Annotated in this window: 16 protein-coding genes and 2 riboswitches; of the genes, 4 read left to right on the forward strand and 12 right to left on the reverse strand. The window is 70.6% G+C overall.

The window, feature by feature from the left end:
* Positions 1–5: 5 nt before the first annotated feature.
* From ACFYXF_RS01785 to ACFYXF_RS01810, 6 genes are all read right to left on the reverse strand, one after another.
* Positions 6–245 carry an acyl carrier protein gene (locus ACFYXF_RS01785; RefSeq protein WP_389347009.1) on the reverse strand — a complete coding sequence of 80 codons (240 nt, stop codon included), beginning with the start codon at positions 243–245 and terminating at the stop codon, positions 6–8.
* Positions 242–1324: a beta-ketoacyl-ACP synthase III gene (locus ACFYXF_RS01790; RefSeq protein WP_389347011.1), complete on the reverse strand. Its 1083-nt coding sequence runs from the start codon at positions 1322–1324 to the stop codon at positions 242–244. Before ACFYXF_RS01790 ends, ACFYXF_RS01785 begins: the two co-directional genes overlap by 4 nt.
* Positions 1325–1886: 562 nt before the next feature.
* Complete coding sequence (locus ACFYXF_RS01795) at positions 1887–3407, reverse strand: MFS transporter (RefSeq protein WP_389348446.1); 1521 nt, start codon at positions 3405–3407, stop codon at positions 1887–1889.
* A 240-nt stretch (positions 3408–3647) separates the two neighbouring features.
* Positions 3648–4172, reverse strand: coding sequence for a copper chaperone PCu(A)C (locus ACFYXF_RS01800; RefSeq protein ID WP_389347013.1), 525 nt, complete (start codon positions 4170–4172; stop codon positions 3648–3650).
* Entirely contained in the window at positions 4169–6430 is a 2262-nt protein-coding gene (locus tag ACFYXF_RS01805; protein ID WP_389347015.1) for a heavy metal translocating P-type ATPase, read from the reverse strand. The genes ACFYXF_RS01800 and ACFYXF_RS01805 overlap by 4 nt, the downstream gene beginning before the upstream one ends.
* Positions 6430–6684, reverse strand: coding sequence for a hypothetical protein (locus ACFYXF_RS01810; protein WP_389347018.1), 255 nt, complete (start codon positions 6682–6684; stop codon positions 6430–6432). Before ACFYXF_RS01810 ends, ACFYXF_RS01805 begins: the two co-directional genes overlap by 1 nt.
* A 153-nt stretch (positions 6685–6837) precedes the next feature.
* A riboswitch (cobalamin riboswitch) is annotated at positions 6838–7061 on the forward strand.
* 152 nt (positions 7062–7213) lie between these two features.
* Between ACFYXF_RS01810 and metE the strand changes: the two genes are divergently transcribed.
* Positions 7214–9532 carry a 5-methyltetrahydropteroyltriglutamate--homocysteine S-methyltransferase gene (metE, locus tag ACFYXF_RS01815; RefSeq protein ID WP_389347020.1) on the forward strand — a complete coding sequence of 773 codons (2319 nt, stop codon included), beginning with the start codon at positions 7214–7216 and terminating at the stop codon, positions 9530–9532.
* Positions 9533–9697: 165 nt separating this feature from the next.
* Here the strand turns inward: metE and ACFYXF_RS01820 are convergent, their stop codons facing one another.
* Both ACFYXF_RS01820 and ACFYXF_RS01825 read right to left on the reverse strand, forming a co-directional pair.
* Positions 9698–10456: a CbtA family protein gene (locus ACFYXF_RS01820; protein WP_389347023.1), complete on the reverse strand. Its 759-nt coding sequence runs from the start codon at positions 10454–10456 to the stop codon at positions 9698–9700.
* Positions 10457–10476: 20 nt separating this feature from the next.
* Positions 10477–10698 carry a CbtB-domain containing protein gene (locus ACFYXF_RS01825; RefSeq protein WP_389347025.1) on the reverse strand — a complete coding sequence of 74 codons (222 nt, stop codon included), beginning with the start codon at positions 10696–10698 and terminating at the stop codon, positions 10477–10479.
* A 35-nt stretch (positions 10699–10733) separates the two neighbouring features.
* Positions 10734–10877, reverse strand: a riboswitch (cobalamin riboswitch).
* 83 nt (positions 10878–10960) lie between these two features.
* On the opposite strand from ACFYXF_RS01825, the gene ACFYXF_RS01830 reads away from it, so the two are divergent.
* Positions 10961–11632: a hypothetical protein gene (locus tag ACFYXF_RS01830; RefSeq protein WP_389347027.1), complete on the forward strand. Its 672-nt coding sequence runs from the start codon at positions 10961–10963 to the stop codon at positions 11630–11632.
* Here ACFYXF_RS01830 and ACFYXF_RS01835 read toward each other — a convergent pair.
* Both ACFYXF_RS01835 and ACFYXF_RS01840 read right to left on the reverse strand, forming a co-directional pair.
* Complete coding sequence (locus tag ACFYXF_RS01835; protein WP_389347029.1) at positions 11612–12448, reverse strand: HD domain-containing protein; 837 nt, start codon at positions 12446–12448, stop codon at positions 11612–11614. The genes ACFYXF_RS01830 and ACFYXF_RS01835 overlap by 21 nt on opposite strands.
* Positions 12445–12792: a PadR family transcriptional regulator gene (locus ACFYXF_RS01840; protein WP_389347031.1), complete on the reverse strand. Its 348-nt coding sequence runs from the start codon at positions 12790–12792 to the stop codon at positions 12445–12447. Before ACFYXF_RS01840 ends, ACFYXF_RS01835 begins: the two co-directional genes overlap by 4 nt.
* A 174-nt stretch (positions 12793–12966) precedes the next feature.
* Between ACFYXF_RS01840 and ACFYXF_RS01845 the strand changes: the two genes are divergently transcribed.
* A complete protein-coding gene (locus tag ACFYXF_RS01845) occupies positions 12967–16488 on the forward strand; it encodes an Ig domain-containing protein (RefSeq protein ID WP_389347033.1) in 3522 nt (1173 codons plus the stop codon).
* A 135-nt stretch (positions 16489–16623) separates the two neighbouring features.
* The gene (locus tag ACFYXF_RS01850) at positions 16624–17439 is read left to right on the forward strand and encodes an SAM-dependent methyltransferase (RefSeq protein WP_389347035.1); all 816 of its coding nucleotides are present in this window, start codon (positions 16624–16626) and stop codon (positions 17437–17439) included.
* Positions 17440–17497: 58 nt separating this feature from the next.
* On the opposite strand, the gene ACFYXF_RS01855 is transcribed toward ACFYXF_RS01850, so the two are convergent.
* Positions 17498–17842, reverse strand: coding sequence for a hypothetical protein (locus ACFYXF_RS01855; protein WP_389347038.1), 345 nt, complete (start codon positions 17840–17842; stop codon positions 17498–17500).
* A gap of 17 nt (positions 17843–17859) precedes the next feature.
* Positions 17860–24537 carry an RHS repeat-associated core domain-containing protein gene (locus tag ACFYXF_RS01860; RefSeq protein WP_389347040.1) on the reverse strand — a complete coding sequence of 2226 codons (6678 nt, stop codon included), beginning with the start codon at positions 24535–24537 and terminating at the stop codon, positions 17860–17862.
* Between the last annotated feature and the right edge of the window lie 197 nt (positions 24538–24734).

A 24734-nucleotide genomic window follows, 5' to 3' on the forward strand; every position in this document is an offset into this window, starting at 1 on the left:
ATGGGTCAGACGGTGATTCGGCGGGTGTCCACGAGTCCGGCGAGGTCGCCGAGAGTGAGATCGGGCTGGAGTTCGTCGTCGCCGACGCGCACTCCGAGGTCGCGCTCGATACGGATGCTGATCTCGACCGTGGTCAGCGAGTCGACGTCCAGCTCGCCGAGGGTCGCCTCGGGGCGGAGCCGGTCGGCGGGGGCGTCGTGGAGTCTCACGAGGATCTCGACCAGTTGGCCGTACGTGGTGGTCATGGCGTCGTCGTCCGTTCCTGTTGAGGAAGTGGTTGAGGAAGTGGTTGAGGGAGTGGTTGAGGGAGTGAAGGCCAGGTGAGGAGGCAGGAGCCCCAGGTGAGGCCCCCTCCGAAAGCGGTGAGCAGCAGCCGGTCGCCGGGGCGGACCGTCCGCCGGGCGGCGACGTCGGCGAGGGCGAGCGGGATGGACGCGGCGCCCGTGTTGCCGACGGACTCGACATGGGTCACGCATCGCTCCCGCGGGAGACCGAGGTCGTCGGCGACCGAGTACAGGATCCGCAGATTTGCCTGGTGCGGTACGAAGTGGTCGACGTCGTCGATCTTCCAGCCGGCCCGGGACAGCGTGGCCCGCGCGGACTCGGCCATACGGGTCACCGCGTGTCGGTAGACCTCATTGCCGCGCATGGCGAAGTGCCGGTCCGCGCGGCTGGGTTCGCCCGGCGTGGAGCGCTGCCGGGAGCCACCGGCGGCAACCGTGATCAGGTCCTCCTGGGCTCCGTCGCTGCCGAGGTCGAAGTGGCCGACCGCGCCGGGCTCGTCAGGGTGTCCGGCACGCAGGACTACGGCTCCGGCCCCGTCGCCGAAGATGATCGCGTTGGCCCGGTCCAGGGGGTCCACGATCGTGGAGTAGGTGTCCGCACCGATGAGCAGGACCTGTCGCGCCACCCCGGCCGCGATCAGTCCGGCGGCCGAGGCGAGCCCGTACACGAACCCGGTGCACACGGCGCCGATGTCGAAGGCCGCCGCCCCCGTGAGCCCGAGCCGTGCGGCAACCACGGGCGCGGTGGCCGGACACGGGCGGTCGGGGGTCGTCGTGGCGACGACGACGGCGTCCACCCGCTCCGTCGCGGCGGCGACGAGAGCGCGGCGACCGGCTTCGACAGCGAGGTCCGAGGTGGCCTGGCCGGGGTCGACGACGTGCCGTCGGCGGATGCCGGTCCGGGTACGGATCCACGCGTCGTCGGTGTCGAGCCGACGCGCGAGCTGCTCATTGGTCACCACCCGGGACGGCACCCATCCGGCCACCCCGCACAGGACAGCGGCAGGAGGGGCGTGGAGACCGACGGCGGTAGTGGACATGGGGTTCTCCTGGCATGACGGAGGACGGACCGGGGGCCCGGACACAGGAACGGAGGTCGGGGAGGGAGGTGGGTCGGGACGGGAAGCGGGTGAGCAGGGGGCGGTCGGAAAGGGAGGAAGGGCGAGCTGGACGGCCGGGCGGGCGGACGAGCGGGCGAGGCAGGCGAGCTTGGGTAGGCGAGCGGGCAAGTGTGGCGGGGCAGGCGAGGCAATCGAGCAGGGCAGGCCGGCGAAGTCATCGAGCGGGCAAGGCAGGCGAGCAGGGACAGTCGGGAGGGAATTTGAGCGGGGCGGGCCAGCAGGCGAGGCAGGAGAGCGGGTCAGCGGAGCGGGGGCGAAGCAGGCGGGCAAGCGAGCAGGGCGGGCAGGTGAGATAGGCAAGCGGGCGAGCGAGCTAGGCAAGCAGGGCGAGCGGTAAGCGGGCGAAGCAAGCAGGGCGGGCGGGTGAGATAGACAGGCGGGCGAGCGAGCTAGGCAAGCAGGGCGAGCGGTAAGCGGGCGAAGCAAAACAGCGCGGACGAAGTAGGCGGGCAGGCGGGCAGGGCGGTCGCGAAGGCAGGGCCTAAGGCTCGCTGGTCCGGGAGGTCTTGGCGGCCCGGCCACCCCGCCCACCCCGGGCACCCCCGCCGCCCCGGCCGCCCCGGCCACCCCGGCCACCCCGGCCACCCCGGCCACCCGGGGCACTCCACGTCGTACCCCCGAAGACGCCCAGCGCGAGCGCCCCGCAACCGATGCCAGCCGCCGTCGCGAACACGGCGGTACGGATCCCGTCGAGCAGCCCGGGACCCGAGGCGCTCTGCCCCACTCCCCCGGCGACCGCGACGAGCAGCGCGAGGCCCACCGCGCCGCCCACCTGCAGGGTCGTCGACGCCAACCCCGAGGCGATGCCCTGGTCACCGGCCGCCACCCCGGTGGACGCGGCGATCCACATCCCCGTCCACACGGCGCCCTGGCCGAGACTCAGGAGCACGATCCCCGGCAGCAGTACGGGATACGAGCCGTCCGAGGTGAGCGCCAGCCCCAGCGCTCCGGCGCCGGCGGCGCCCAGCGCCATGCCGCCGACCAGCATGCGGCGCACTCCGAAGGCGGACACGGCCCGTTCGCCGGCCTGTGTACCGACGGCCACCACCACGGCGGGCACGAGGAACGCGAGCCCGGTCGCGACCGCGCTGTAGCCGTGGACGGTCTGGAAGTACAGCGTCAGGAAGTACGGCACCGAGCTGAACGTGGCACTGAACAGCGCGGTCACACCCATCGCCACCAGCAGGCCCCGGTGGGCGAACAGCCGTGCCGGTACGAGTGGTTCACGCGACCGGCGCTCCACGACGGCGAAGAGCGTCAGCAGGCAGGCGGACAGTCCCGCGCTGGTGAGGGCCACCGGTGTGCCCCAGCCCTCGGCGGGAGCCTGGACCAGCAGGAACACCAGGAGCGTGAGCCCGCCGGTCGCGGTCAGCGCGCCCGCCACGTCGAAGTGCCGCGTACGGTCCCACGGTCCGTCCGCCGGGAAGAGCAACCACCCGGCCACCGCGAGCACTCCGGCGATCGGCACGTTGACGAAGAACACGGACGGCCAGCCGAACGCCTCCACCAGGACCCCGCCGAGCAGGGACCCGAAGCAGAGCCCACCGGCTCCGGCAGCGCCCCACACCGCCAACGCCCGGTTCCGGTCGGGCCCTTCGTCGTACAGGGTGGTGATCAGGGACAGCGTCGCCGGGAACAGCAGCGAACCGCCGATGCCCTGCACCGCCCGGACGGCGACCAGGACTCCGGGCGTCTCGGACACCCCGCCGACCAGGGACGACCCCGCGTACAGCAGCGCCGCCAGGACGAACATCCGGCGTCGGCCGAGCAGGTCCGCGGCCCGGCCGCCCAGCAGCAGGAAACCTCCGGTGGCGACGACATAGGCGCTCACCACCCACTGCAGGTCGTGGTCGGAGAACCCCAGTCCGGCGCCGATGTCGGGCAGGGCGACATACACGATGTTGTAGTCGAGCGAGACGACCAGCTGCGCCGACGCCAGAACGAGCAGCGGAAGACCGAGCGGCTTTCGGAGCTGGGCCCTTGTCGGATCTGTCGCGGACATCATCGATCACCTCCTCGGGATCACATAATTCGGAATTCCAGTATCGGAATTCCGCAGGTCGACAATGGCGAGGCTATTTTCGGGGCATTGTCCAGAACCTTCCTCTTCCACAATGGCCGACCGGTGACGGGACGCGCTGTCGAAGCAGTAGTCGGACGCGAGTGGGTTCGAGTTCCCGCCCCCGAGGGCCAATTTCCTTTGCTGCGACGGCACTTGACAGGAACCGGTCGGCGAGCGGGCTTACGCCCCGTCCTCGCCCGGCCGGACCACCACCGCGAGCGCCCTCACGGCTCGGCTGTGCTCGAAGTGCAGGGTGAACGAGACGAGGTCACCGGGTTGCCAGCCGGCCTTGACCGGCACGATCACGTCGAGGCCGTCCGGTGACATGGTGAGGCGGTCTCCGGCGGGGATCTCGGCCGAGGTCACCGTCTCCGCGGAGGCGGTGCTCGCGCCGGTCATCAGGTGGCGGCTGAGGGTGAGGGCCCCCTTGCCGACCCCTGCGGACGTCACCTTCAGCAGCCGGTCGGCCGATCCCCCGCTGTTGACGATCCGGAAGAAGGCCGCCGTCTCCGGGGTGTCACCGGTGGGCAGGTACATCCGGCCCTCGGTGACCGCGACGCGCGGCGGGGTGCCCGCGTTGCCGTAGGCGGTCCAGGTGCTCAGACCGCCGAGGGCGAGACCGCACACGCCGACGGGCGCGAGCGCGGCGAGCAGGGCGTCGGTGAGTCGGCGGCGCGTCGGCCGCCAGGGGGCTCGGTCGCTCATGGGGTGTGTCTCCGGGAGGCGGGCGAGGGCTGCCAGGCGCGCAGCCGCAGGCTGTTGGCGACGACGAGCACCGAGCTGGCGGACATGGCCGCCGCGGCGAACATCGGGTTGAGCAGACCGACCATGGCGAGCGGCACGGTGACGACGTTGTAGCCGAAGGCCCACACGAGGTTGACCCGGATCGTGCCCAGCGTGCGCCGGGCGAGGCGGACCGCGTCCGCGAGGGCCTCGATGTCTCCGCGAACGAGGGTCACGTCGGCGGCTCCGATGGCCACGTCCGTACCGCTCCCCATGGCGATCCCGAGGTCGGCGCCGGCCAGTGCGGCGGCGTCGTTCACACCGTCCCCGACGACCGCGACCCGATACCCCTGCTCCTGGAGGTCCAGGACGAGTTCGGCCTTTTCCTCGGGTGTGAGGCGGGGATGCACCTCGTCGATGCCCAGGGCGGAGGCGACGGCACGGGCGGGCGCCTCGCGGTCGCCGGTGGCCAGCACAGGGCGCACACCGAGCCGCCGCAACCGCTCGACGGCACGGTAGCTGCCGGGCCGTACGACGTCACCGATCTCGATCAGTGCCTCGGCCGTACCGTCCACCCGCACCAGTACGGGTGTGTGGGCGGCGGCCTCGGCCACCGTCAGCGCTTCGGCGAGCGCGGCGGGCAACTCGTCGTCCGGCGCGAGGACTTCGACCAGCCGCTCCTCGACCAGGCCGCGGACACCGCGCCCCGGCAGAGCGCTGAAGTCACTCACCTCCGGCAGCCGTTGCCCGTCCGACTCCCGCCGGGCGTACGCGGCGACGGCCCGGCCGAGCGGGTGTTCCGAACCCAGCTCGACGGCCCCCGCGAGCCGCAGCACCGCGTCGCGTCCGAGCCCGTCAGGTACGGCCGTGACCCGGGCGACGGTCATGTGCCCCGAGGTCAGCGTGCCGGTCTTGTCGAGGACGACGGCGTCGATGTGCTGAAGCCCCTCCAGCGCCTGCGGACCGGTGACGAGGACACCCAACTGGGCGCCCCGGCCGGTCGCGGCCATCAGCGCGGTCGGGGTCGCGAGGCCCAGCGCGCACGGGCAGGCCACGACCAGGACGGCCACGCACGCGGTGATCGCCGCCTGTGGATCGGCCCCGGCGCCCAGCCAGAACCCGAGCACGGTCACGGCCAGCGCCAGCACGACGGGCACGAAGACACCGGCCACCGTGTCGGCCAGCCGCTGGGCACGCGCCTTTCCGGCCTGAGCCTCCGTCACCAGCCGGGAGATACGGGCGAGTTGGGTGTCCGCGCCGACGGCCGTGGCCCGTACGAGCAGCAGCCCGCCCTCGTTGACGGCGCCGCCGACCACCGGCGAGCCGGGCCCGACCTCGACCGGTTCGCTCTCCCCCGTGACCAGGGACAGGTCCACGGCCGAACTGCCCTCGGCCACCTCGCCGTCGGTGGCGACCCGCTCTCCCGGCCGCACGACGAAGACCTGACCGACCATCAACTCCTCGATGGGGAGGAGCCGTTCGGAGCTGTCGCCCTCCCGGACGGAGACCTCCTTGGCGGCGAGCCTGGCCAGTGACCGCAGGGCCGCCCCGGTGCCGTGCCGGGCCCGCGCCTCCAGGAAGCGGCCCGCGAGCACGAACAGCGGCACGCCGACAGCCGCTTCGAGATAGATGTGGGCGACGCCGTCGGAGGCGGACGGCACGAGTGTGAACGGCATCCGCATGCCGGGGTCGCCGGCGCCGCCGAGGAAGAGTGCGTACGCCGACCAGGCGAAGGACGCCACGACGCCCAGCGAGACCAGGGTGTCCATGGTCGCGGCGGAGTGCCGCAGCCCCCGTACCGCCCGCTCGTGGAAGGGCCAGGCGCCCCACACGGCGACGGGCGCGGCCAGTACGAAGCACAGCCACTGCCAGTTGCCGAACTGGAGCGCGGGCACCATCGACAGGACCAGCACGGGCACCGCGAGCACGGCCGTCACGACCAGCCGGTCCCGTTCGCGCGTCGTCTCCTCGGGCTCGCCGTCGTCCGTGGCCGCCCGTTTCCTGGGCGGTTCGGGGAGGGCGGCCGTGTAGCCGGCCTTCTCCACGGTCGCGACGAGTTCGTCGGGGCCGACGTCCGCCGGATGGCTCACCCGGGCCCGCCCGGTGGCGAGATTGACGGTGGCCGTGACGCCGTCCAGCCTGCCGAGCTTCTTCTCGACGCGGGTGACACAGGCCGCACAGGTCATGCCGCCGATGGTCAGATCGGTGGTCATCAGGACGGTCACGGGTTCGGCGCCCATCAGTTGCCTCCGCCGCTCATGTCCATCTCGTCCATGTCGTCCATGTCGTCGATCTCGCCGGTACCGCCGCCGCCCGCGCCTGTGCCGGTGTCGTGCATACCGGGCGCGACGGGTCCGGAGGCGGTCCCGGCGGCGTGGGACACCGTGAAGATCAGGGCCAGCAGCAGGAGGAAGCCGCAGAGTGCGGGCGGGGGCGTCGCTCTCCGCAGGACCGCACCCGCACCGGGTAAGGAGGATTGCCGGGACTCGTCCATCAACCGCGTCTCCAAGTCACGTCGTACGACGTCGCTCGGATCGCGTCGTACCGGTTGAGTAGTCGGACCGGACGGTGGCCGGGTTCCGGGGCAGCCGTATGGCGCACGTCACATATGCCGGACGTGATCCACCGCGCTCGGGCGCTGCCCCTTAGGCTGGCCCGTGCAGCTGGTTCGCCCCGTCCGCCAGGCGGGATGCGTCGTAAGAGGGAACCCGGTGGGAATCCGGGACTGCCCCGCAGCGGTGAGCGAGAACGACCGCCGTCATACGCACTGGATCCGGTGAACAGGGTCTGGGAAGCGACGGCCAGTAGGTGTCCTCCGTACGGAGGACGTGCTCGCGAGTCCGAAGACCTGCCCGTTGCCCGCGTACGAAGCACTCGTGCGCGGACATCCCGGTGACCTCGTGGGCGGGTCGGCGTACATATCCGGTGGGACGGCTGTCGTGCGTCCGCCCGGTGTGTCGTTCCCTTCGCGCTCCTCGTCCCGTCCCGGGATCCCAGGGAGATATCTCGCGAAGGAGATTTCCGTGACAGCGAAGTCCGCAGCCGCGGCAGCACGGTCCACCGTGTACGGCTACCCCCGTCAGGGCCCGAACCGGGAACTGAAGAAGGCCATCGAGGGCTACTGGAAGGGCCGTTCCGGCGCCGACGCCCTCCGCGCCACCGCGGCCGATCTGCGTGCCGCCAACTGGCGCCGGCTCGCCGACGTCGGCATCGACGAGGTCCCGACCGGCGACTTCTCGTACTACGACCACGTCCTGGACACGACCGTCATGGTCGGGGCGATCCCGGAACGCCACCGAGCGGCCGTCGACGCGGACGCACTGGACGGCTACTTCGCGATGGCGCGGGGTACGCAGGACGTGGCGCCGCTGGAGATGACCAAGTGGTTCGACACCAACTACCACTATCTGGTCCCGGAGTTGGGCCCGGACACGGTCTTCACCGCCGACTCGGCCAAGCAGGTCGCCGAGCTGGGCGAGGCCCTGGCGCTGGGCCTCACCGCCCGCCCCGTCCTCGTGGGTCCCGTCACCTATCTGCTGCTGGCGAAGCCCGCGCCCGGCGTCGCCGCCGACTTCGACCCGCTGACGCTCCTGGACCGGCTGCTGCCCGTGTACGCCGAGGTCCTCGCCGACCTGCGCGCGGCGGGCGCCGAGTGGGCGCAGCTCGACGAGCCCGCCCTCGTCCAGGACCGCACCCCGGCCGAGCTGAACGCCGCCGCCCGCGCCTACCGCGGTCTCGGCGCCCTCACCGACCGGCCGAAACTGCTGGTCGCCTCGTACTTCGACCGCCTCGGCGACGCGCTGCCGGTGCTGGCGAAGGCGCCGGTCGAGGGGCTGGCGCTGGACTTCACCGAGTCGGCCGCCGCCAACCTGGACGCGCTCGCGGCGGTGGGCGGCCTGCCGGGCAAGCGCCTGGTCGCGGGCGTCGTCAACGGCCGCAACATCTGGGTCAACGACCTGGAGAAGTCCCTCTCCACGCTCGGTACCCTCCTCGGCCTGGCCGACCGGGTCGACGTGTCGGCCTCCTGCTCCCTGCTCCACGTCCCCCTCGACACCGCCGCCGAACGCGACATCGAGCCGCAGATCCTGCGCTGGCTCGCCTTCGCCCGCCAGAAGACGACCGAGATCGTCACCCTCGCCAAGGGGCTCGCCCAGGGCACCGGCGCCATCACCGCCCAACTGGCCGCCAACCGCGCCGACCTGGCCGCCCGAGCCGCGTCGCCCATCACCCACGACCCCGCTGTACGGGCCCGCACGGCCGCCGTCACGGACGCCGACGCCCGCCGCTCCCAGCCCTACGGCGAGCGCGCCGGCGCCCAACGCGCGCACCTGCGCCTGCCGTTGCTGCCGACCACCACCATCGGCTCCTTCCCGCAGACCGTCGAACTGCGCACCGCCCGCGCCGACCTGAGGACGGGCCGGATCGACGAGGCGGCGTACGAGGATCGCATCAGGACGGAGATCGGCGAGGTGATCGCCTTCCAGGAGAAGACCGGCATCGACGTCCTCGTCCACGGCGAGCCCGAACGCAACGACATGGTCCAGTACTTCGCCGAGCAGCTGACGGGGTACCTCGCCACGCGGCACGGCTGGGTGCAGTCCTACGGCACCCGTTACGTCCGCCCGCCGATCCTGGCCGGCGACATCTCCCGCCCCGATCCGATGACGGTGCGCTGGACGACGTACGCCCAGTCCCTCACGTCCCGCCCGGTCAAGGGCATGCTGACCGGGCCGGTCACCATGCTGGCCTGGTCCTTCGTCCGCGACGACCAGCCGCTGGGCGACACGGCCCGCCAGGTCGCCCTCGCCCTGCGCGACGAGGTCGACGACCTTGAGGCGGCGGGGACTTCGGTCATCCAGGTGGACGAGCCCGCGCTGCGCGAGACGCTCCCGCTGCGGGCCGCCGACCATCCCACCTACCTGGCCTGGGCCACCGAGGCGTTCCGGCTGAGCACCGGCGGGGTCCGTCCTGACACCCAGATCCACACGCACATGTGCTACGCCGAGTTCGGCGACATCGTCCAGGCGATCGACGACCTGGACGCCGACGTCATCAGCCTGGAGGCCGCCCGCTCCCACATGCAGGTCGCCCGCGAACTCGCCGCCCACGGTTATCCGCGCGAGGCCGGTCCCGGCGTCTACGACATCCACTCCCCGCGCGTCCCGAGCACCGAGGAGGCCGCCGAACTGCTCCGTACGGGCCTCAAGGCGATTCCCGCCGAGCGCCTCTGGGTGAACCCCGACTGCGGCCTGAAGACCCGCGGCTGGCCCGAGACCCGAGCCTCCCTGGAACACCTGGCCGCGGCAGCCCGCACGGTCCGCGGGGAACTCTCCGCGTCCTGACGGCTCGCCCCATCGGCCGGGGGTAGCAGGTCTACGGAGGGGGGAACACCCGAGTTCCTCCCCCGCAGCCCTGCCCCGGTCACGCGGTTCCTCCGCGCCTCGCACCCGAAACGCGAGAGGGCCCTCGGACGGTTCCGTGGGCCCTGGCTCGGCTGACGGGTCAGGTCAGTTGGGTGCGGCGACCGGTCGGGGTGCGGTGGCTGTCGCGGGCCTGGGATGGAGCAGCCGCTCGGCCAGTTCGCCGAACACCAGGCCGAACGCGCCCCAGAGGGTGAGCTGGATGGTGAGTGCGGAGACGCGGAAGCGCCACAGCACGGTGGCCGGGAAGTCGCTCGGTACCTCGTTGACGACGGGCAGGAAGGCGTACGCCAGTCCGATCACGAGGGCGAAGGCGGCCACCGCGGTGACGGTGGCGTACCAGGTGCCCAGCTTCGGGGCGAGCCGCCTGCCCAGGATGGTGGCGGCGACCGCGAGGAGGATGCTGAGCACCATCATCAGCACGTACAGGGTGGTGCGCTTGCCGATGGTGTCGCCGTTGCCGACCGCGGGCGGGTTGGCCGGGTACTTGAGGAACGGCACGACATACACGACGAGCAGGGCGCTGCCGGACAGCAGCAGCGCGGTCGCGCGGGGCGTGAAGCGACCCACCCTGCCCAGCGCGAAGCAGTAGGCGAGGGCGGCGATTCCGCCGAAGGCGACCCCGTAGATCAGGACACCGGTGGCGAGGCCGGCGGTGGACTGCAGGCTGCGGGAGACGAGTTCGACCTCGTGCTCGTGGGCGGGGGCGTGGGCCGCCTCGAAGCCGATCGCCTTGTCGACGCTCGGTTCACCGAGGAAGTAGGCGACGATCAGGGCGAGCACGCCGGCGCCGAGGCCGGCGAGCATGCCCCGCACGAGCAGGTTTCTCACGGTTGCGGAGTTCATGGGGTGTGCGGCGTCCTTCGTCAGTGGCAGGGGAAGCCGAGGAGGTGGCGGGCGTCGTGCACCCACTCGTGGACTTCCTCGCCGGAGACGACGGAGGTGGCACCCTGCTCCGCGCCGACGAAGTACAGCAGGACCAGCATCAGGATGCCGAAGAAGACCGCCCAGGGGGCGATGTCCCTGAGCGGCAGTCTGGCCGGGATGACGGGGGTGGTGGCTGTCGGCGGTGCGACATGCTGCGCCATGGCAGGGCCTCCTCTGGGAGTTCGCGTCCCATCTCGGTGGTGCACAGGACGACGGCCACGGGTCTGACTCACGGAGCACCCCTGCGGGGCGTCCCGTACACAGTGGCGCGACCGTGCCGGTTTCCCACCGGCTTCCGTCTCGCCGTCGTCGATATCGGACCGACGGTACCTCCTGTCGCGTTCATGGCCAATACCCGATGCCACCTGGCGTGATCCGCTTCCGACCGCGTGGGTGTCAGTGGGCGGTTGTAGCGTCCGTGCCATGAACAGCGCAACCTCACCCGCGGGTTACCGACTCATCGGCGTCGACGAGGCCGAGGCTCGCTTCGACGCCGCCTCCGACCTTCAGTATCCGTACCGGGAGTTCGCCGACGAGCAGGAGATCCGCCTGTACGAGGGCGGTCTGCACGTCGTGGGGAACCTGGAGCGCGACGGCGACGGCGACTGGTCGCCGTGCAACGTGATCGTGGACGGCGACCTGACCGTCGAGGGAGACATCGAGTGGTGGGACTCCGCCGGTGGCAACTTCCTGCTGGTCACGGGGCACGTACGGGTCCGCAACGTGCTGCTGTCGGGCTGCCCCGACGTGGTGGTCCGCGGCGATCTCACCGCCACCGGAGGCGTGCAGGGGCACCACGGCGACGACGGCGGGTGTCTGACGGTCAAGGGCCTGGTCCGTGCGCGGACCGTGATCAGCACCCTGTACTTCTGCCTGGACTTCGCCCGGCAGCCGGAGGCCCTGGTCGTCGGCGACCCGTACCGGACCACTTGCCGGGTCGACTTCACCACCGATGAACTGCACGACATAGTGCTGCCTGAACTGCTCGACAGCTACGACCAGGCGGACGAACAGAAGATCAGCGAAGCCTTGCGCGCGGAACTCCCCGTCCTGCGTCCCGACGTTCTCCGTTCGTCATCGCCTTTCCTCACGTGAAGGGCGGCGCAGCGTCATCGACAGCCGGGGCGCGCCGAGCAGGACGCGGAGCGTGAAGCGGGTGCGGGCGCGGCGGGTGGTGTGGGTGGCCAGGTCGGCGCCCCATTCCTCCAGCCAGCGCGCCCGTTGCCCGGCGGGCAGCAGGAGCGCGAGGGCCGTCAGGAGCCGTCCCGTGACGGCGTAGGACGACGGTGCCGGTCGCAGGACCGCCGAAGCGAGGTCCCGCAGTTCACGGCCGACGGTGTCCATGCCTGCCGCGGAGGCCACGGGCACGAAGACATCGAGGGTTTCACGGGCCTTGAGAAGCTGCCTGGCCCTGGCCAGGAACGTGATGGTGCGCATGTTGTGGAGCCGGTCGGCGAGTCGGATGGCCAGCACGGCCGTCTCCCGTGACGGACCGGCGGCATCGTGGGCGGGTGTCGCCCCCTTGCTCGCCCGCGCGTACGCGGACACGTCGGCGGTGCGGACCGCCGCGACCAACTCGGCGACCTCTGGGCCGAATCGATCGGCGATCCGCTGCGGAGGACAGGCCGTGTCCTCCAGCACATCGTGAAGCAGCGCCGCGCACACCACATGCGGGGGCAGCCGGAGATCGGCGACGATGGCGGCGACCGCGAGACAGTGGGTGACGTAGGCGTCCCCACTGCGGCGCCGCTGGCCTTCGTGCCAGAAGGCGGCCTCGGCACAGGCGCGCTCCACCGGGGCGGTGTCGGACTCGGGGTGGTGTGCGCGGACAGCGGCGACCAGGCCGTCGACGGACGGCACCTTGTCCGCACGCACGAAGGGGCGCGGCCCTGACCGTCGGCGGGCCTTCATGACGGGCCTCCCTCGGTCGCCGGGCTGACGGCGGCCCAGCCGGGCAGGGGTTGCTTCCGGGACCGGTACACGCGGGCCAGGGCGTCGCGGGCCTGCACAGCCCCGTCCTGGGTGATCCGGTAGAAACGGCGACGCGGCCGGCCGGCCGTCTCGTGAACGGCCGGGTCCTCCCAGACGCTGTCGACCCAGCCGACCTGTTCCAGCCGGGCAAGGATGGGATAGATCGTGCCCGACGGCAGTCCCGCCACCTCGCACAGCTCCAGGCCGTACCGCTGCTTGGCGGGGTCCTCCAGCAAAGCCCGCAGGACCAGTTGGGTCTGCAGGGTCATACGCGGCGCACCCATACCCGTACTCTACATAGCCCATTTACGAGCTGACTAGAGGTGGTGCGTCGGGTGCCCGATCGCCACGACGGTAATCGTTTACGGCATAAGCAGTCGCACTCCTCTTGATGGTCTTCGCTGGTCTCACCTAGCTTGACAGCAAACGATTACTACGCCCGCACTCGGAGCCGCAGAATGTCCGACAGACGTCACCAGCCGTCGTACGCCCAACCCCCCTCCCGCCGTACCGTCCTCGGCGCCATGACCGTCGGCGCCGCCGCGCTCGGCCTGCCCGTCATGGCGCCGGGACGCGCCATCGCCGACGAGGCGCCGGCCGACGACGGTCTGCCCGTTCTCCGCACCTGGCGCAGCCCCAACGGCTTCGTCCACCCCGGCATCGGTGTCTCGGCCGGCAGTCTCCGTCTCGCCCGCGCCCAGGTGCTCGCCGGCCGCGAGCCCTGGGCGAGCTACTACGCGGCGATGCGGCAGACGTCGTACGCCGCCACGACGCTGACGTCCAAGAACCTGGGCAGCGTCCTGGACCGGCCGGGCACCGACACCTTCGCCTCCCAGGGGACGGAGTCGAAGCTCATCGAGGACTCCTGGGGCGTGCTCACCCAGGCGATCCTGTACTTCATCACCGGCGACCCGGTGTACCGCGCCAACGGCATGCGGATCATCCGGATCTGGAGCCACATGGCCCCGGACAAGTACGCCTACTACGCCGACGCCCAGATCCATTCCGGGGTCCCGCTCTACCGGCTGCTGGCCGGGGCCGAGATCTTCCGCGCGACCGACCACGACACCGCGTACACCGATTACGACATCGCCTGGCACGACTCCGACACCGCGAATCTGACAGCCAATCTCGTCGTCCCGATGACGGAGACGTTCCTGCACAAGAACACCTACTACTACAACCAGCATCTGTACCCGCTGGTCGGCGCCCTGGCCGGCTACATCTTCACCGACAACCTCGACCGCTATCGCGAGGGCGTCGAGTGGTACACCGTCAACTCCACGACCACGCGGCCCGAGCAGAACGGCGCGATCGCCTCGCTCTACCCGAGGATCGACCGCAAGGACCCGCTCAACACATACGGCCACTCCTTCGTCCAGCTCCAGGAGATGGGTCGCGACCAGGCGCACGCGGAGGACGACCTCTACGCCGCCACCGGTCTCGCCCGCATCCTCACCGTCCAGGGCACCCGGGTGGACCCGGTCAAGGGAACCGTCTCCACGGCCCGTGACGCCGTCAGTCCCTACCGCTTCCTCGACAACCGTCTGCTGACCGGCAACGACCCGTTCTACCGCTACATGCTGGGCCACGCGATCCCCTGGATCGACACCACCGGCGGCCCCGGCAAGGTCTCGGAGGCGTATCGCGGACGACTGTTCAACCCGCTCGACGAGCTGTACTACGTCTACACGTACGAGCAGCCGACCGACCTGCGGAAGGAGGCGCCGGGCCTCCTGGAGACCCACCGCCACGCCGAGGGCCCGACCTACTACTACGGCGGCTCGCTCGCGAACTTCTGGGGCGGCATCCAGCCCAATCCCGAGTACTGGCTCTCCCTGCCCAGGGCAGTCGCCGGTCAGTCCCCGCCCGAGCCCAGCGGCCCGAACGTGCCGTTCGCGACCAAGAGCATCCTGCTGGACGGCCGTTCGAAGGTGCGGGCCGAGGACGGGCACGAGTTCGTCCGGATCCGCCCGTCCAGGAAGGGCAGCGTCGTCGCGATCCGGCAGTTGATGTACGGCGACACCTCGAAGTACTACCCGGTCGGCGTGCGCGTCCGCACCACCGCCTCCGCGACCCTGGAGATCAGCCGCGACCGCGCCGGCGCGCCCTACTACACGCTCACCGTGCCGAACACTCACGGCCAGTGGCGCTACCTCACCTACAACCTTCAGGCATCCGTCGTCCCGACCACCGTCGTCGGCAACTACATCGCCTACTACCGGATCAAGGGCCGGCCGCACGGGACCGTCGACCTCGACCACGTCAACCTCCTGGCGGTCAGCCAGCTTTCGCCGCCCCTGTTCCCGCAGGGCCTCGCCACGACGATCATCGGGCTGAAGGGCGCGCCGCTGTCCCGCTCCCTCGCGGCCACCGACGCGAACGCCTCGGACACGGTCACGTACGAGGCAGAGGGGCTTCCGGCGGGCGCACTGTTGGACACCGTCACCGGAACCCTCACCTGGACCCCTGGCTCCTCGCAGACCGGGCCGCACACCTTCCACGTCGTCGCCTCGGACGGCACGGTCGACATCGTCCTCGACGTGAGTCTCCCGGTGGCCGCCGACCGGGCGTCCGCGTACCAACTCGCCCTCGCCGCCTACGACACCGCCGCCACCTACACGACCGCCTCCCTCGCCCTCTTCCAACCCGTCGCCGACTCCGTCCGGGCGTCGATCGACACGGCGGACGACGAGACGTTCCTCGCGAACCTGGCCACCCTCCAGGCCGCGGTGACGAAACTCCAACTGCTCACCCCTCGGCTGGCCGACGACGGCAGCCTGGCCTATCCCGCCCTCGTCTCCTCCCCCACCCTGACCGCCGCCGCCATCGCCAACATGACCGACGGCGACTTCAACACCACCAGCGGCGACCTGCGCGCCCCGTTCGTCCTCGACTTCGGCGTCGACCACCGCTTCTCGGCGACCGCGTTCGGCCTCCAGGCGCGCTACAACTTCGCCAACCGCTCGCAGGGCGCCAATGTCTACGGCTCCAACGACAAGGCGACCTGGACGAAGCTGACGGTCAGCGAGACGACCGACACCACGGACGACGACTTCGCCCTGGAGACCATCGGCGTCTTCGACCAACTGCGGGGCGAGCAGTACCGGTTCCTCAAGGTCCAGGTCGACTCCCCCGGCATCCCCACCGATCCCGCCTATCCGGGCATCTCCTCCTTCAGCGAACTCCGTATCCACGGCGACCGCCATGAGGCCGTCAACAGGATCTCCTCGGCGGTCCTCTCGTCGGACAACGCCCTCCCGGGCCGTGCCGTGGGCGGCGACACCGTCACCCTCGCGCTCACCGCGAAGGAGGCCGTCACCGATGTCGCGGTGACCATCGAGGGGCAGCCGGCCGAGGTCACACGGGACGGAGACACCACGTTCCGCGCGCGGGCCGTCCTGCCCGACGGCATCGCCTCGGGCCGTCCTCTCCGCTTCAGTGCCGACTACACCACCGCGACCGGCGTCAAGGGCTCGACCCTCTACGCGACCACGGACGACTCGTACCTCTACCTCTCCAACGAACAGAACATCGTGAACGGCGTCATGACCAAGGCGGACCTGGTCGGCCTCACCGGGACGTCCGAGTCGTCCAAGGCCGCCGCCACCGCGCTGCTCTTCGACGCGAAACTCACCACGTACACCGACACCCGCGCGGTGAACGGCCAGTACTACATCGTCTGGGACTTCCGCGAGGGCGGCTCACTCGCCCTCGACCGTGCCGACCTGATCGTGCGCCAGGACTCGTACGGCACCACCCGGTCCGCCGGCCTCCAACTCCTCGGCTCCCACGACCTCGTGACCTGGACGGCCATCACCACCAAGGCCCAGGCGACCCTCCAGTGGCAGAACCTCGCCCGCACCGACACCACCGACGCCCCGGTGGCCTACCGGTACATCCGCCTCTCCAACACGAACATCATCAACGTCGCCGAGCTGCGGTTCTTCGGGACGTACACGGCACCCGGCCACAACTGACCTCGACAGCGGGTTGCCGGCGAGCCCGAGCATGAACTGCCGTACACACAGAGGGCGTTGGGGCATAGGTTGTGCGTCGAACCACCCCTGCCATGCCCCATGCCCCCTGCCCCGGCGAAGGACGGAACGCTGCCCATGGACGAGAAGGACGCCACGCCCCCACCGGCGGAACACCCGACGATCGACACATCGGTGCCGCACTCGGCACGGATCTGGAACTACTGGCTGGGAGGGAACGACAACTACCCCGTCGACAGGGCGGCCGGTGACGCCTACACGGACGTCTTCCCCGGCATCGTCACCATCGCCCGCGGCAGCCGTGCCTTTCTGGCCCGCAACATCACCTACCTGGTCGCCGAGGCGGGCATACGGCAGTTCCTGGACGTCGGGACCGGGCTGCCCAGCGCCGACAACACCCACCAGGTCGCCCAGCGCATCGCCCCCGAGACCCGGATCGTCCATGTCGACAACGACCCCATGGTCCTCGCGCATGCCCGTACCCTGCTCCACTCCACGCCGGAGGGGGCGGCCGCGTACATCGAGGCCGACGTCGTGGACACCGACCGCATCCTGAAGGCCGCCGCGCAGACGCTCGACCTGTCCCGGCCGACCGCGCTGGTCCTCAGCAACATCCTCGGGCATGTGGCCACCTACGAGCAGGCCCGGTCGATCGTCACCGAGCTGATGGCCGCGCTGCCGTCCGGCAGTTATCTCTCCGTCAACGACGGTTCGGCGGGCATCGATCCCGTCTTCGAGCAGGCGCAGAACGCGTACAACGAGAGCGGGGCCGTCCCCTACAACCTGCGTACCGTCGAGGAGATCACGTCCTACTTCGACGGTCTGGAGCTGCTCGATCCCGGTGTCGTCTCCGTCCCGCTCTGGCGGCCGGACACCACCGCGCCCGAACCGCAGGTCATCGGCGAACACGGCGGGCTCGCCCGCAAGCCGTGACCCCCGCCGAACGCCCGGCCGTCCGGCGCCTCGTGTCCACGAGGCGCCGGCGGCGGTGTCAGCCTCCCTGCGCCCCCTCGGGGATCAGGTGCGGTGCGCGGGCACCGAGGATGCCGAGCACTTCGTTTCGGGCCGCGTTGCGGAGTTCGCGGAAGAACGCCTCGTCGATCCGGCCCTCGCGGGCCCAGATCCCGGCGAGCGATTCCGCGCACAACTGGGCGGTGACACTTCGGAAGTCCTCGCGCCGGATGATCTCGAAGATGGCCTGCTCGAACCAGGCGCCGCCGTGGAACTCCAGGTCCATGGCCGCGTCGTACTGGTCCGCCTCGGGTGCTTCGGGGTCGTTGAGGATGGCGATCAGCTGGACCGCCACAGGGTCCTCGGGTGGTGGGGTGATCGACATGGCCGTGGCCGTTCCTCTCAGAAGAGATCCTTGATTCCCTCGGCGATGCTCTCACCGACGCCACTGCCGATGATCCCACCCACGACTCCCCCGACGACTCCGCCGACCGCGGTCCCCGCCAGCGGGACCGCGCTGCCGATGGCCGCTCCGACCTCGGCTCCGTAGGCCGCGCCCACCAGACCGCCGGCGAGGCCCGCCGCGTCGCGGGTCGCCGTGCTGACCTTCTGGTCGCTCGGGGCCGAGGCGACGTCATAGACGTCGTAGGCCACCGCCGCCCCGAGCAACAGCTTGCCGCCCACCCGGACCCCGCTCTTCAGCAGGTCGATACTGCCGGGCTTCACCCATGGCTCCTCCAGTGGGATGTGCGAAAGGTTGGCGTTGGGGTCGGCCGATCCCAGGAGCGGGGAGTTCTTGCCTCCGGTCTGGGCCGTGAACGGGTTGGTGTACGTGCCGTTGAGATCGAGCCGGGCCGTGACACGCGCCTGGCCGCTGCCTGCCTGCAAGCCAGGGGTGGTGCTCGCCTGGAACTTCACCTTGAGCATCCAGACGAAGTTGCCGTCCGCATTGGTGTAACCCCAGCTCTCGACGGAGCTGCCCGGATTCTTGGACCAGCCATGGGACTTGGCCCAGTTGCGCAGCCAGGCGGCGTTGCGCTCCGAGTTGGTGAGCATCTTGACCAGGTTGGTCCCGGCGGCGACCCCGCTGACGGTGCCGTTGACGACCACCGAGGTCACGGTCCCGCCCGAGCCGCCCGAACTGCCGGAGTCACCGGAGTCACCGGAGCCTCCCGAGCTGCTCTTCGCCGGTGTGACGGGGGTGCAGTGGCCGTTGGGGCAGTTCTTCGGGCAGGCGGCCTCGCCGTACGCGGGACCGCAGGCCAGCCGGAGACCCGACGGGTCGCTCGCGGCCACCGGGTTGCTGCCCGCGTAGGCGTAACCGCCGAGTTCCTGAGGGCTGTTGGCCTCGAAGACCGGGTCGGCGCTGATGAAGCGGCCCAGGGAGGGGTCGTACTTGCGGGCGCCGACATCGGTGTAGCCGGTGCTGGTGTCCTGGGGTTTGCCCAGATAGGAGCGGGTGGGATCGGGCCAGGTCGCGCTGTTGGCGCCGGCGCGTGTCTGGCCGTACGGGGTGTACTGCTGGCGGGCGACCGCCTGCGTGGTGGCGTCCATGGCCAGGGTCGCCGTGCCGTGCGCGTCGGTGAACAGGTACTTCAGACCGCCGCCGGAGAGGCTGGAGCGGACCGCGACGGGCTGTGCGCTGCCGCCGCCGTGGGTGTAGGTGCGGACCGCGCCGAGCAGGACGTTCGGGGAGACGGCGGTGTTGACGAGGATCTCGGTGTCGCCCGCGAACAGGGTGGTCTGCGCCGGGTCGCGGCGGATGAGCTGGTTGCCGTCGGCGTCGTAGAGGTACTTGGTGGCGGACGGGCTGGTGCCGGTGGTGTCGACTTCGGCCAGGTGGCCCTCGTCGTCCCAGGTCAGGCTCTGGCCGGGTCCGCTGGTCGAGGTGCGGGTGAGCAGGTTGCCCGCCGTGTCGTAGACGAAGTGGCTGGGGTCGGTGCCGCCGGTGGTGGCGGTGAGGGTGTGGGGCTGGGCGCCGGTGGTGTTGCAGTCGGCGGTGCAGCCGTTGGCGTAGTCGGTCGTGGTGGTCGTGCCGCCGGAGCCGATCGCGTGGTCGACGCTGTGGAGGCGGTCGCCCACCGCGTCGTAGCCGAAGGACTGCCAGTACGCGCCCGCGGTGGTGGCCAGGGTGGAGCTGGTGGGCGGATCGGCCGCGCAGTTGTCGGTCGCCGTCCAGGCCGAGGAGAGCCGGTTCAGGGTGTCGTAGGAGAAGCACTGCTGGTCGGTGACGGTGTTGCCGGTCTCCGACTGGCGGTCCGTGATGGAGGTCGGAGCTCCGGCCTGGTTGTAGGTGTAGGCGGTGTCGTCGACGGTGGGGCCGGGGGCCTGGGTCCGCGAGACGACACGATCGGTCACCCGGCCGGTCTGGTCGTCGTAGTCGTAGGTGACCCACGCCGGGTTGGTCGAGGCGCCCAGGGTGACCCGGGACGGCTCGGCGTAGTCGGTGTACGTGGTCGCGCCCACGTAGGTGTTGACGCTGCTGCCCGTGGTGGTCGGGTTGCCCAGCGCGTCACGGCCGTAGGTGATGGTCTCGCCGACCAGGCCCTGGGTGCGCGGATCGGTCTGGGTGCTCAGCAGCTGGTCGCGGGCGGTGTACGTATAGGTCGTGGTGTACGTCGACGGCAGCGGCGCCTCGGACGCGGGGAGGGTCGTCTTGGTGCCCGTGGGTTTGCCGAGGCTGGTGTAGCCGGTGGTGGCCACCGTGTACCCGCCGGTCACTCCCTCGACGTAGCGGGTCGAGGAGGTGGGCATGCCGATCCGCAGGGTGTCGTACGTCCAGGAGGCGAACTGGAAGCCGGCCTTGGCCTTGTCGGTGCCGGTGAGCTTGCGGCCCAGCAGGTCGTAGGTGTAGTCGAGTTCGATCTTGCGGGCGTCCTTGGTGGACGTGAGGTTGCCGGCGTCGTCGAAGCCGTAGTCGGTCTCGCCCGTGTCGGGGTCGGTCTGCGAGGTCTTGCGGCCCAGCAGGTCGTAGCCGAACTTCCACACCGCGTTGTCCGGGCCGGTGACCTGGCGCTGCTGTCCGGCGGGGAAGTAGGTGTAGGTGGTGGGCGAGGGTGTGCCCCCGCTCGCGGTGAAGCCGGCGGCGGCGGAGCCGGACAGGGTCGGGGCAGCGGTGTACTGGTCGAGTTCGGTGGACTGGCCGCGGGCGTTGACCACCGTGGTGGTGGCCACGCCACCCTTGGGGGGCAGGACCGTGGTGCGGTCGCCGGTGTAGGCGGTGGTCGTGGTCCAGGTCCTGGCGCCGTCGTGCTCCTCGGTGACCAGACCGGCGCGGCCCTGCCCGTCGTAGTCGGTGACGGTGGTGTCGGGGATGGTCACCTGGGAGACCGAGACCAGCTTGCTGCCGGGGTTGCCTGAGACGTTGTAGGCGTTGTTGGTGACGACCTTCCAGCCGTGCGAGTCGTACTGCGTGTCGGAGACCGTCGTCGTGCCGTTCTCGGCGGTGTCCTGCGTCTGCAGTGAGCGCAGCAGGGCGTCGTACAGCGTCTCGCTGGTCCGGTAACTCCCGTTGTCCAGCAGGTAGTTCTCGCTGACGACGGAGGGCGCGGTCGGGGACAGGTCGTAGCTGTACGTCATGTTCGCGGGCGCGCCGCCGGACTTGGACTCGTTGGGCAGCCACACGGAGGTGAGGCGGCCGAGCGCGTCGTAGGTGAGGGAGGTGAGCAGGTTCGCCTCGTCGGTCTTGGCGACCGGGAGATTCCGGCCGGGGTCCAGGGTCGTGGTGGCGACCTGGCAGTCCTTGGAGCTGGTGCTGCTCGTGGTGCAGGCCGTGCCCGGGGTGACCTGGGTCGCCGTGACCGTGCTGGTGGGCACCGCGCCGCTGCTCGGGCTGTAGGCGGTGGACACGGTCTGGGCGAGGCTCTTGCCGTCGGGCGAGGTGGAGTCGGGGGTGCGGGTGACCTTCGTGGTGCGGCCGTAGGAGTCGTAGGCGGTGGTGTTCTCGTCGACGAAGGCGGAGGCCGTTGCGCCACTGGCGGTCGACGCCTTCTGCGTCAGGGTGGCGTTGCCGTGGTCGGGCAGGGCCGGGTTCTGCTGTCCGTCGCCGTCGTAGGCGAAGGCGTGTCCGTCGTAGGAGGTGCGGGTGTCGGAGATCAGGGTCCCGCTGGGGGTGGCGCCCACCCCGGAGCAGTCCTGGGCGGTGGTGACGGTCTCGGCGGGAAGGGCCAGCAACGGGCTGGTGTTGGTCAGGTAGCGGGTGTAGGTGCACTTGGCGACGTTGTCGGTGGCGCCGGTCTCGCCCCGGTCGTCGGCCTGGACCGGCATGCCTGTGGTGGGTTTGCCGAGGGCCGTGGTGTAGAAGGTGTCGGACTCGGTCCTGCGCCAGCCGTAGGAAACCGCCTCGCGGGTCAGTGACTTGGCGGTGCGGACCATCTGCGCGGTGAGGTCCGGCAGGCCACTGCGGTCGCGGGTGGCTGTGGGGCCGATGATCGTGGGGACAGTGACGGCGGCCTTGGCGAGGCTGCCACCGGAGGCGGTGAAGGTGTCGGTCTCGAAGACCTGGCCCGCCAGGGCGTTGTCGTCGGCGACCGAGGTGGCGCCGTCCTGGCTGGTCAGCGCCGGCGCCGAGCGGGTCTTGCCGCCGGGCAGGGTGTCCCCGTCCATGCCGAGGAAGTAGTACGTCTTCGTCAGCGTCCGCTGGTCGTGGACCTTGGCGCCGTCGGTGTAGTGGAAGACGTTCGGGTCACCGGTGGTGACGTCCACCTCCGGGTAGCCGCGGAACTGGCCCCAGGTGCGGTTCTTCGCCTTGACGACCTCGTTGTCGTCGTAGTGCCAGCCGGGGTTGCCCTTGTAGGTGTAGTCGGTCTCCAGTTCCGGCTGGGTGCCGTCCTGGTAGGAGTTGTGCGGGTCGACGGTGACGACCGAGCCGACCTTGTACTTGTAGAACCAGTCCATCCAGGGTGCCGGCTGTCCCGTCGGGGTCCAGTACACCGGGAAGCAGGACAGCGTGTTGGTGGCGGCGAACGCCTTGGCGGCCGTGTCCGTCGGGTCGTCGGGGTCGCTCGCCGGCGCGCTGGAGCAGTCGGGGCGGTCATAGGTGACGGTGGTCTCGGCGCCGGTCTCGCTGGTGACCGTCTGGATGCGGTCGTGGTACATCAGCGGCATCTGCGGGATGGTGCCGACCCGGTTGGGCAGTTGCAGCGGCGGGTCGAAGCTCACCGCCGGTGTCGAGGCGCTGCCCGACGCGCCGCCCAGCGTGTCCAGGCCGGTGCGCTGGATGGAGTCCAGCCAGAGGGTGGGGGCGTGGTCGCCGCCGTCGGGGAAGGACTGGGTGAAGGTGTACTTGTCGATCTGCTGGGTCGAGCCGCCCACCTGGATCTGGGTGGTGATCGCCGTCAGGCGCTTGCGCGACCAGAAGCTCGGTCCGTGGTTGGTGCAGCTGGATCCCGAGGTGCAGTTGAGGTCGATCGGCACGTCCGGCCAGTAGGCCGCGTTGGCGGCGGTGAACTGGCTGTCCGCGCAGGTGTTGCCCGACGGTGTGCCGGGGATGCAGCGCTCCTGAGTGGTGTCGAAGAGGATCTGTTCCGGCGCGGTGGCCGAGTAGACGGTCGAGGCCGTCATGCCGTAGTCGATGCGCGAGAGGGTGCCGCCGCGGGTGTAGGCCACCGTGGTGTTCTTCATGTCCGCGCCGTAGTAGCCGGTTTCCGGCGCGTAGTACCAGGCCGTGGCGTTGCTGTGCAGGTCCACCGCGTAGTCGAGGTTGAACCGGTAGCCCAGGGTGCACGAGGTGGCGGCGAAGTCGGTGCTGTCCGGGCATGCGGACACCCCGCTGTGGGCTTTGTACACCGGCACCGTCCACGCCGACTTCGTCTCCGTCTTGCCCGACGACCAGCCGGGCAGCCGGTTGTAGCCGAAGAAGTACTGCACGCCCCCTTCGGTGACCTTGAAGTACTCGCCGTTGTCGGTGCCGTTGGTCGTGCCCGTCAGGTCCTCCACCTTGGTGGTGGCGTCGTCCTGGGCCGGGTGGAAGGTCCTGGTCGCGTCGTCGTAGACGAGCTGGGTGGATCGGCCGTTCAGCGACAGGGTCAGGATCTGTCCCGCCCAGCACTGGTCGCCGTCGTTCTTCGGCGCGCCGGACGAGGAGTCGTCGTCGCACGGCTTGTAGGTGCGCTCGACGTAGTTCTCGGTCGACGTCCAGCCGTCGCCGAGCCACGAGGACTGGTTGTTCGTCCCCTCGGTTCGCGCGTCCTGGCTGGCGGAGTTGTACGAGAGGTCCACCTGGGGTGCCGCCCCGCCGAGCGGCGCGGGCACGCTGATCGGGTAGTCGTAGGTGAACGCGCCCGTGTTCCCCGAGGTCGACCAGGAGCCGCCCGGTGACAGGCTGGTCGCCGAGTAGTCACCGGCCGAGCCTGAGGTGCCGGCGGTCGCGGCCATCACCACCATCGTGCCCGGTACCGAGACCTGGGTGGTCAGGGGTGCGCCCGGGGTCGTGTGCACCCCGGTCTGCGTCTGGCACCTCGCCAGTTTCGGGGTGGTCAGCAGACAGGCGGGCAGCCGGACCAGGTGGAGCCGGGAGGCGAAGTCGCCGCCGAAGGCGTAGCGGAACGTCGAGTCGTCCACCCGCAGCGCGACCTTCCCGCTGCCAGGGCCGGTGCGCCGGAGGGTGAACAGCACACCGTGTACGCCGGCCGCACGCGCTGCCTGCTGGCTCAGCACCGTCACCCGCACCCGCTGCGACCGGGGCTGTGCACCACCGGCGGGACCGAGCAGGACAGGTGTCCTTCCGGCCCGCACCTGGGGCTCCTTGACGCTCCGGCTCTTGGAAGTGACGGCTGCGGGCAGGGTCACCACGGCGCTTCCCGGAGCGGGGAGCTTGGTGCGTCCGGCGGGATCGAAGTGCTTGAACCCCTTGTGGGCGGGGGCCTGTTCGGGTGTGGCGCGGCTGAAGGGGATCCGCTTGTCGTGCGGCGCGGCCGGAGCCGTCACGTGTCGGCTCGATACGGCGGCTGCCGCGGCGGCGGTGACGGGCAGCAGGCCCGACACCACCAGGGCACCGGCCGCCAGGACCGCCGTACGTCGAACACCCGCGACACCCCGGACAGTCCGGCCGCCACGTCTCCACCCCGTTGTCCGCACCATGTCGTGCGATCCCCTCCCCCGGTTCAAGAACGCTCAACTCCCGCTGAAATCAAGGGAGTTGAGCGCACGTCAAAGCGGAGGCACACGTCGATCAAGCCCCCCGCGGGGCATCACGCTAGGCCCCGAAGCCGACACAAATTGCAAAGCAACTCCACAGGAGGAACAAAAGAATCACCCAAGACAGCGCACAAGTTGCC

Source organism: Streptomyces sp. NPDC002680 (genome assembly GCF_042889145.1).
Taxonomy (GTDB): domain Bacteria; phylum Actinomycetota; class Actinomycetes; order Streptomycetales; family Streptomycetaceae; genus Streptomyces; species Streptomyces adonidis.

What these genes read in the sequence shown, in the direction of transcription:
- ACFYXF_RS01840 (WP_389347031.1), bottom strand. Translation starts at nt 12,792, where the DNA reads ATGGGTGCGCCGCGTATGACCCTGCAGACCCAACTGGTCCTGCGGGCT.
- ACFYXF_RS01785 (WP_389347009.1), bottom strand. Translation starts at nt 245, where the DNA reads ATGACCACCACGTACGGCCAACTGGTCGAGATCCTCGTGAGACTCCAC.
- ACFYXF_RS01825 (WP_389347025.1), bottom strand. Translation starts at nt 10,698, where the DNA reads ATGGCGCAGCATGTCGCACCGCCGACAGCCACCACCCCCGTCATCCCG.
- ACFYXF_RS01790 (WP_389347011.1), bottom strand. Translation starts at nt 1,324, where the DNA reads ATGTCCACTACCGCCGTCGGTCTCCACGCCCCTCCTGCCGCTGTCCTG.
- ACFYXF_RS01855 (WP_389347038.1), bottom strand. Translation starts at nt 17,842, where the DNA reads ATGTCGATCACCCCACCACCCGAGGACCCTGTGGCGGTCCAGCTGATC.
- ACFYXF_RS01835 (WP_389347029.1), bottom strand. Translation starts at nt 12,448, where the DNA reads ATGAAGGCCCGCCGACGGTCAGGGCCGCGCCCCTTCGTGCGTGCGGAC.
- ACFYXF_RS01795 (WP_389348446.1), bottom strand. Translation starts at nt 3,407, where the DNA reads ATGTCCGCGACAGATCCGACAAGGGCCCAGCTCCGAAAGCCGCTCGGT.
- ACFYXF_RS01830 (WP_389347027.1), top strand. Translation starts at nt 10,961, where the DNA reads ATGAACAGCGCAACCTCACCCGCGGGTTACCGACTCATCGGCGTCGAC.
- ACFYXF_RS01845 (WP_389347033.1), top strand. Translation starts at nt 12,967, where the DNA reads ATGTCCGACAGACGTCACCAGCCGTCGTACGCCCAACCCCCCTCCCGC.
- ACFYXF_RS01805 (WP_389347015.1), bottom strand. Translation starts at nt 6,430, where the DNA reads ATGGGCGCCGAACCCGTGACCGTCCTGATGACCACCGATCTGACCATC.
- ACFYXF_RS01860 (WP_389347040.1), bottom strand. Translation starts at nt 24,537, where the DNA reads ATGGTGCGGACAACGGGGTGGAGACGTGGCGGCCGGACTGTCCGGGGT.
- ACFYXF_RS01810 (WP_389347018.1), bottom strand. Translation starts at nt 6,684, where the DNA reads ATGGACGAGTCCCGGCAATCCTCCTTACCCGGTGCGGGTGCGGTCCTG.
- ACFYXF_RS01820 (WP_389347023.1), bottom strand. Translation starts at nt 10,456, where the DNA reads ATGAACTCCGCAACCGTGAGAAACCTGCTCGTGCGGGGCATGCTCGCC.
- ACFYXF_RS01800 (WP_389347013.1), bottom strand. Translation starts at nt 4,172, where the DNA reads ATGAGCGACCGAGCCCCCTGGCGGCCGACGCGCCGCCGACTCACCGAC.
- ACFYXF_RS01850 (WP_389347035.1), top strand. Translation starts at nt 16,624, where the DNA reads ATGGACGAGAAGGACGCCACGCCCCCACCGGCGGAACACCCGACGATC.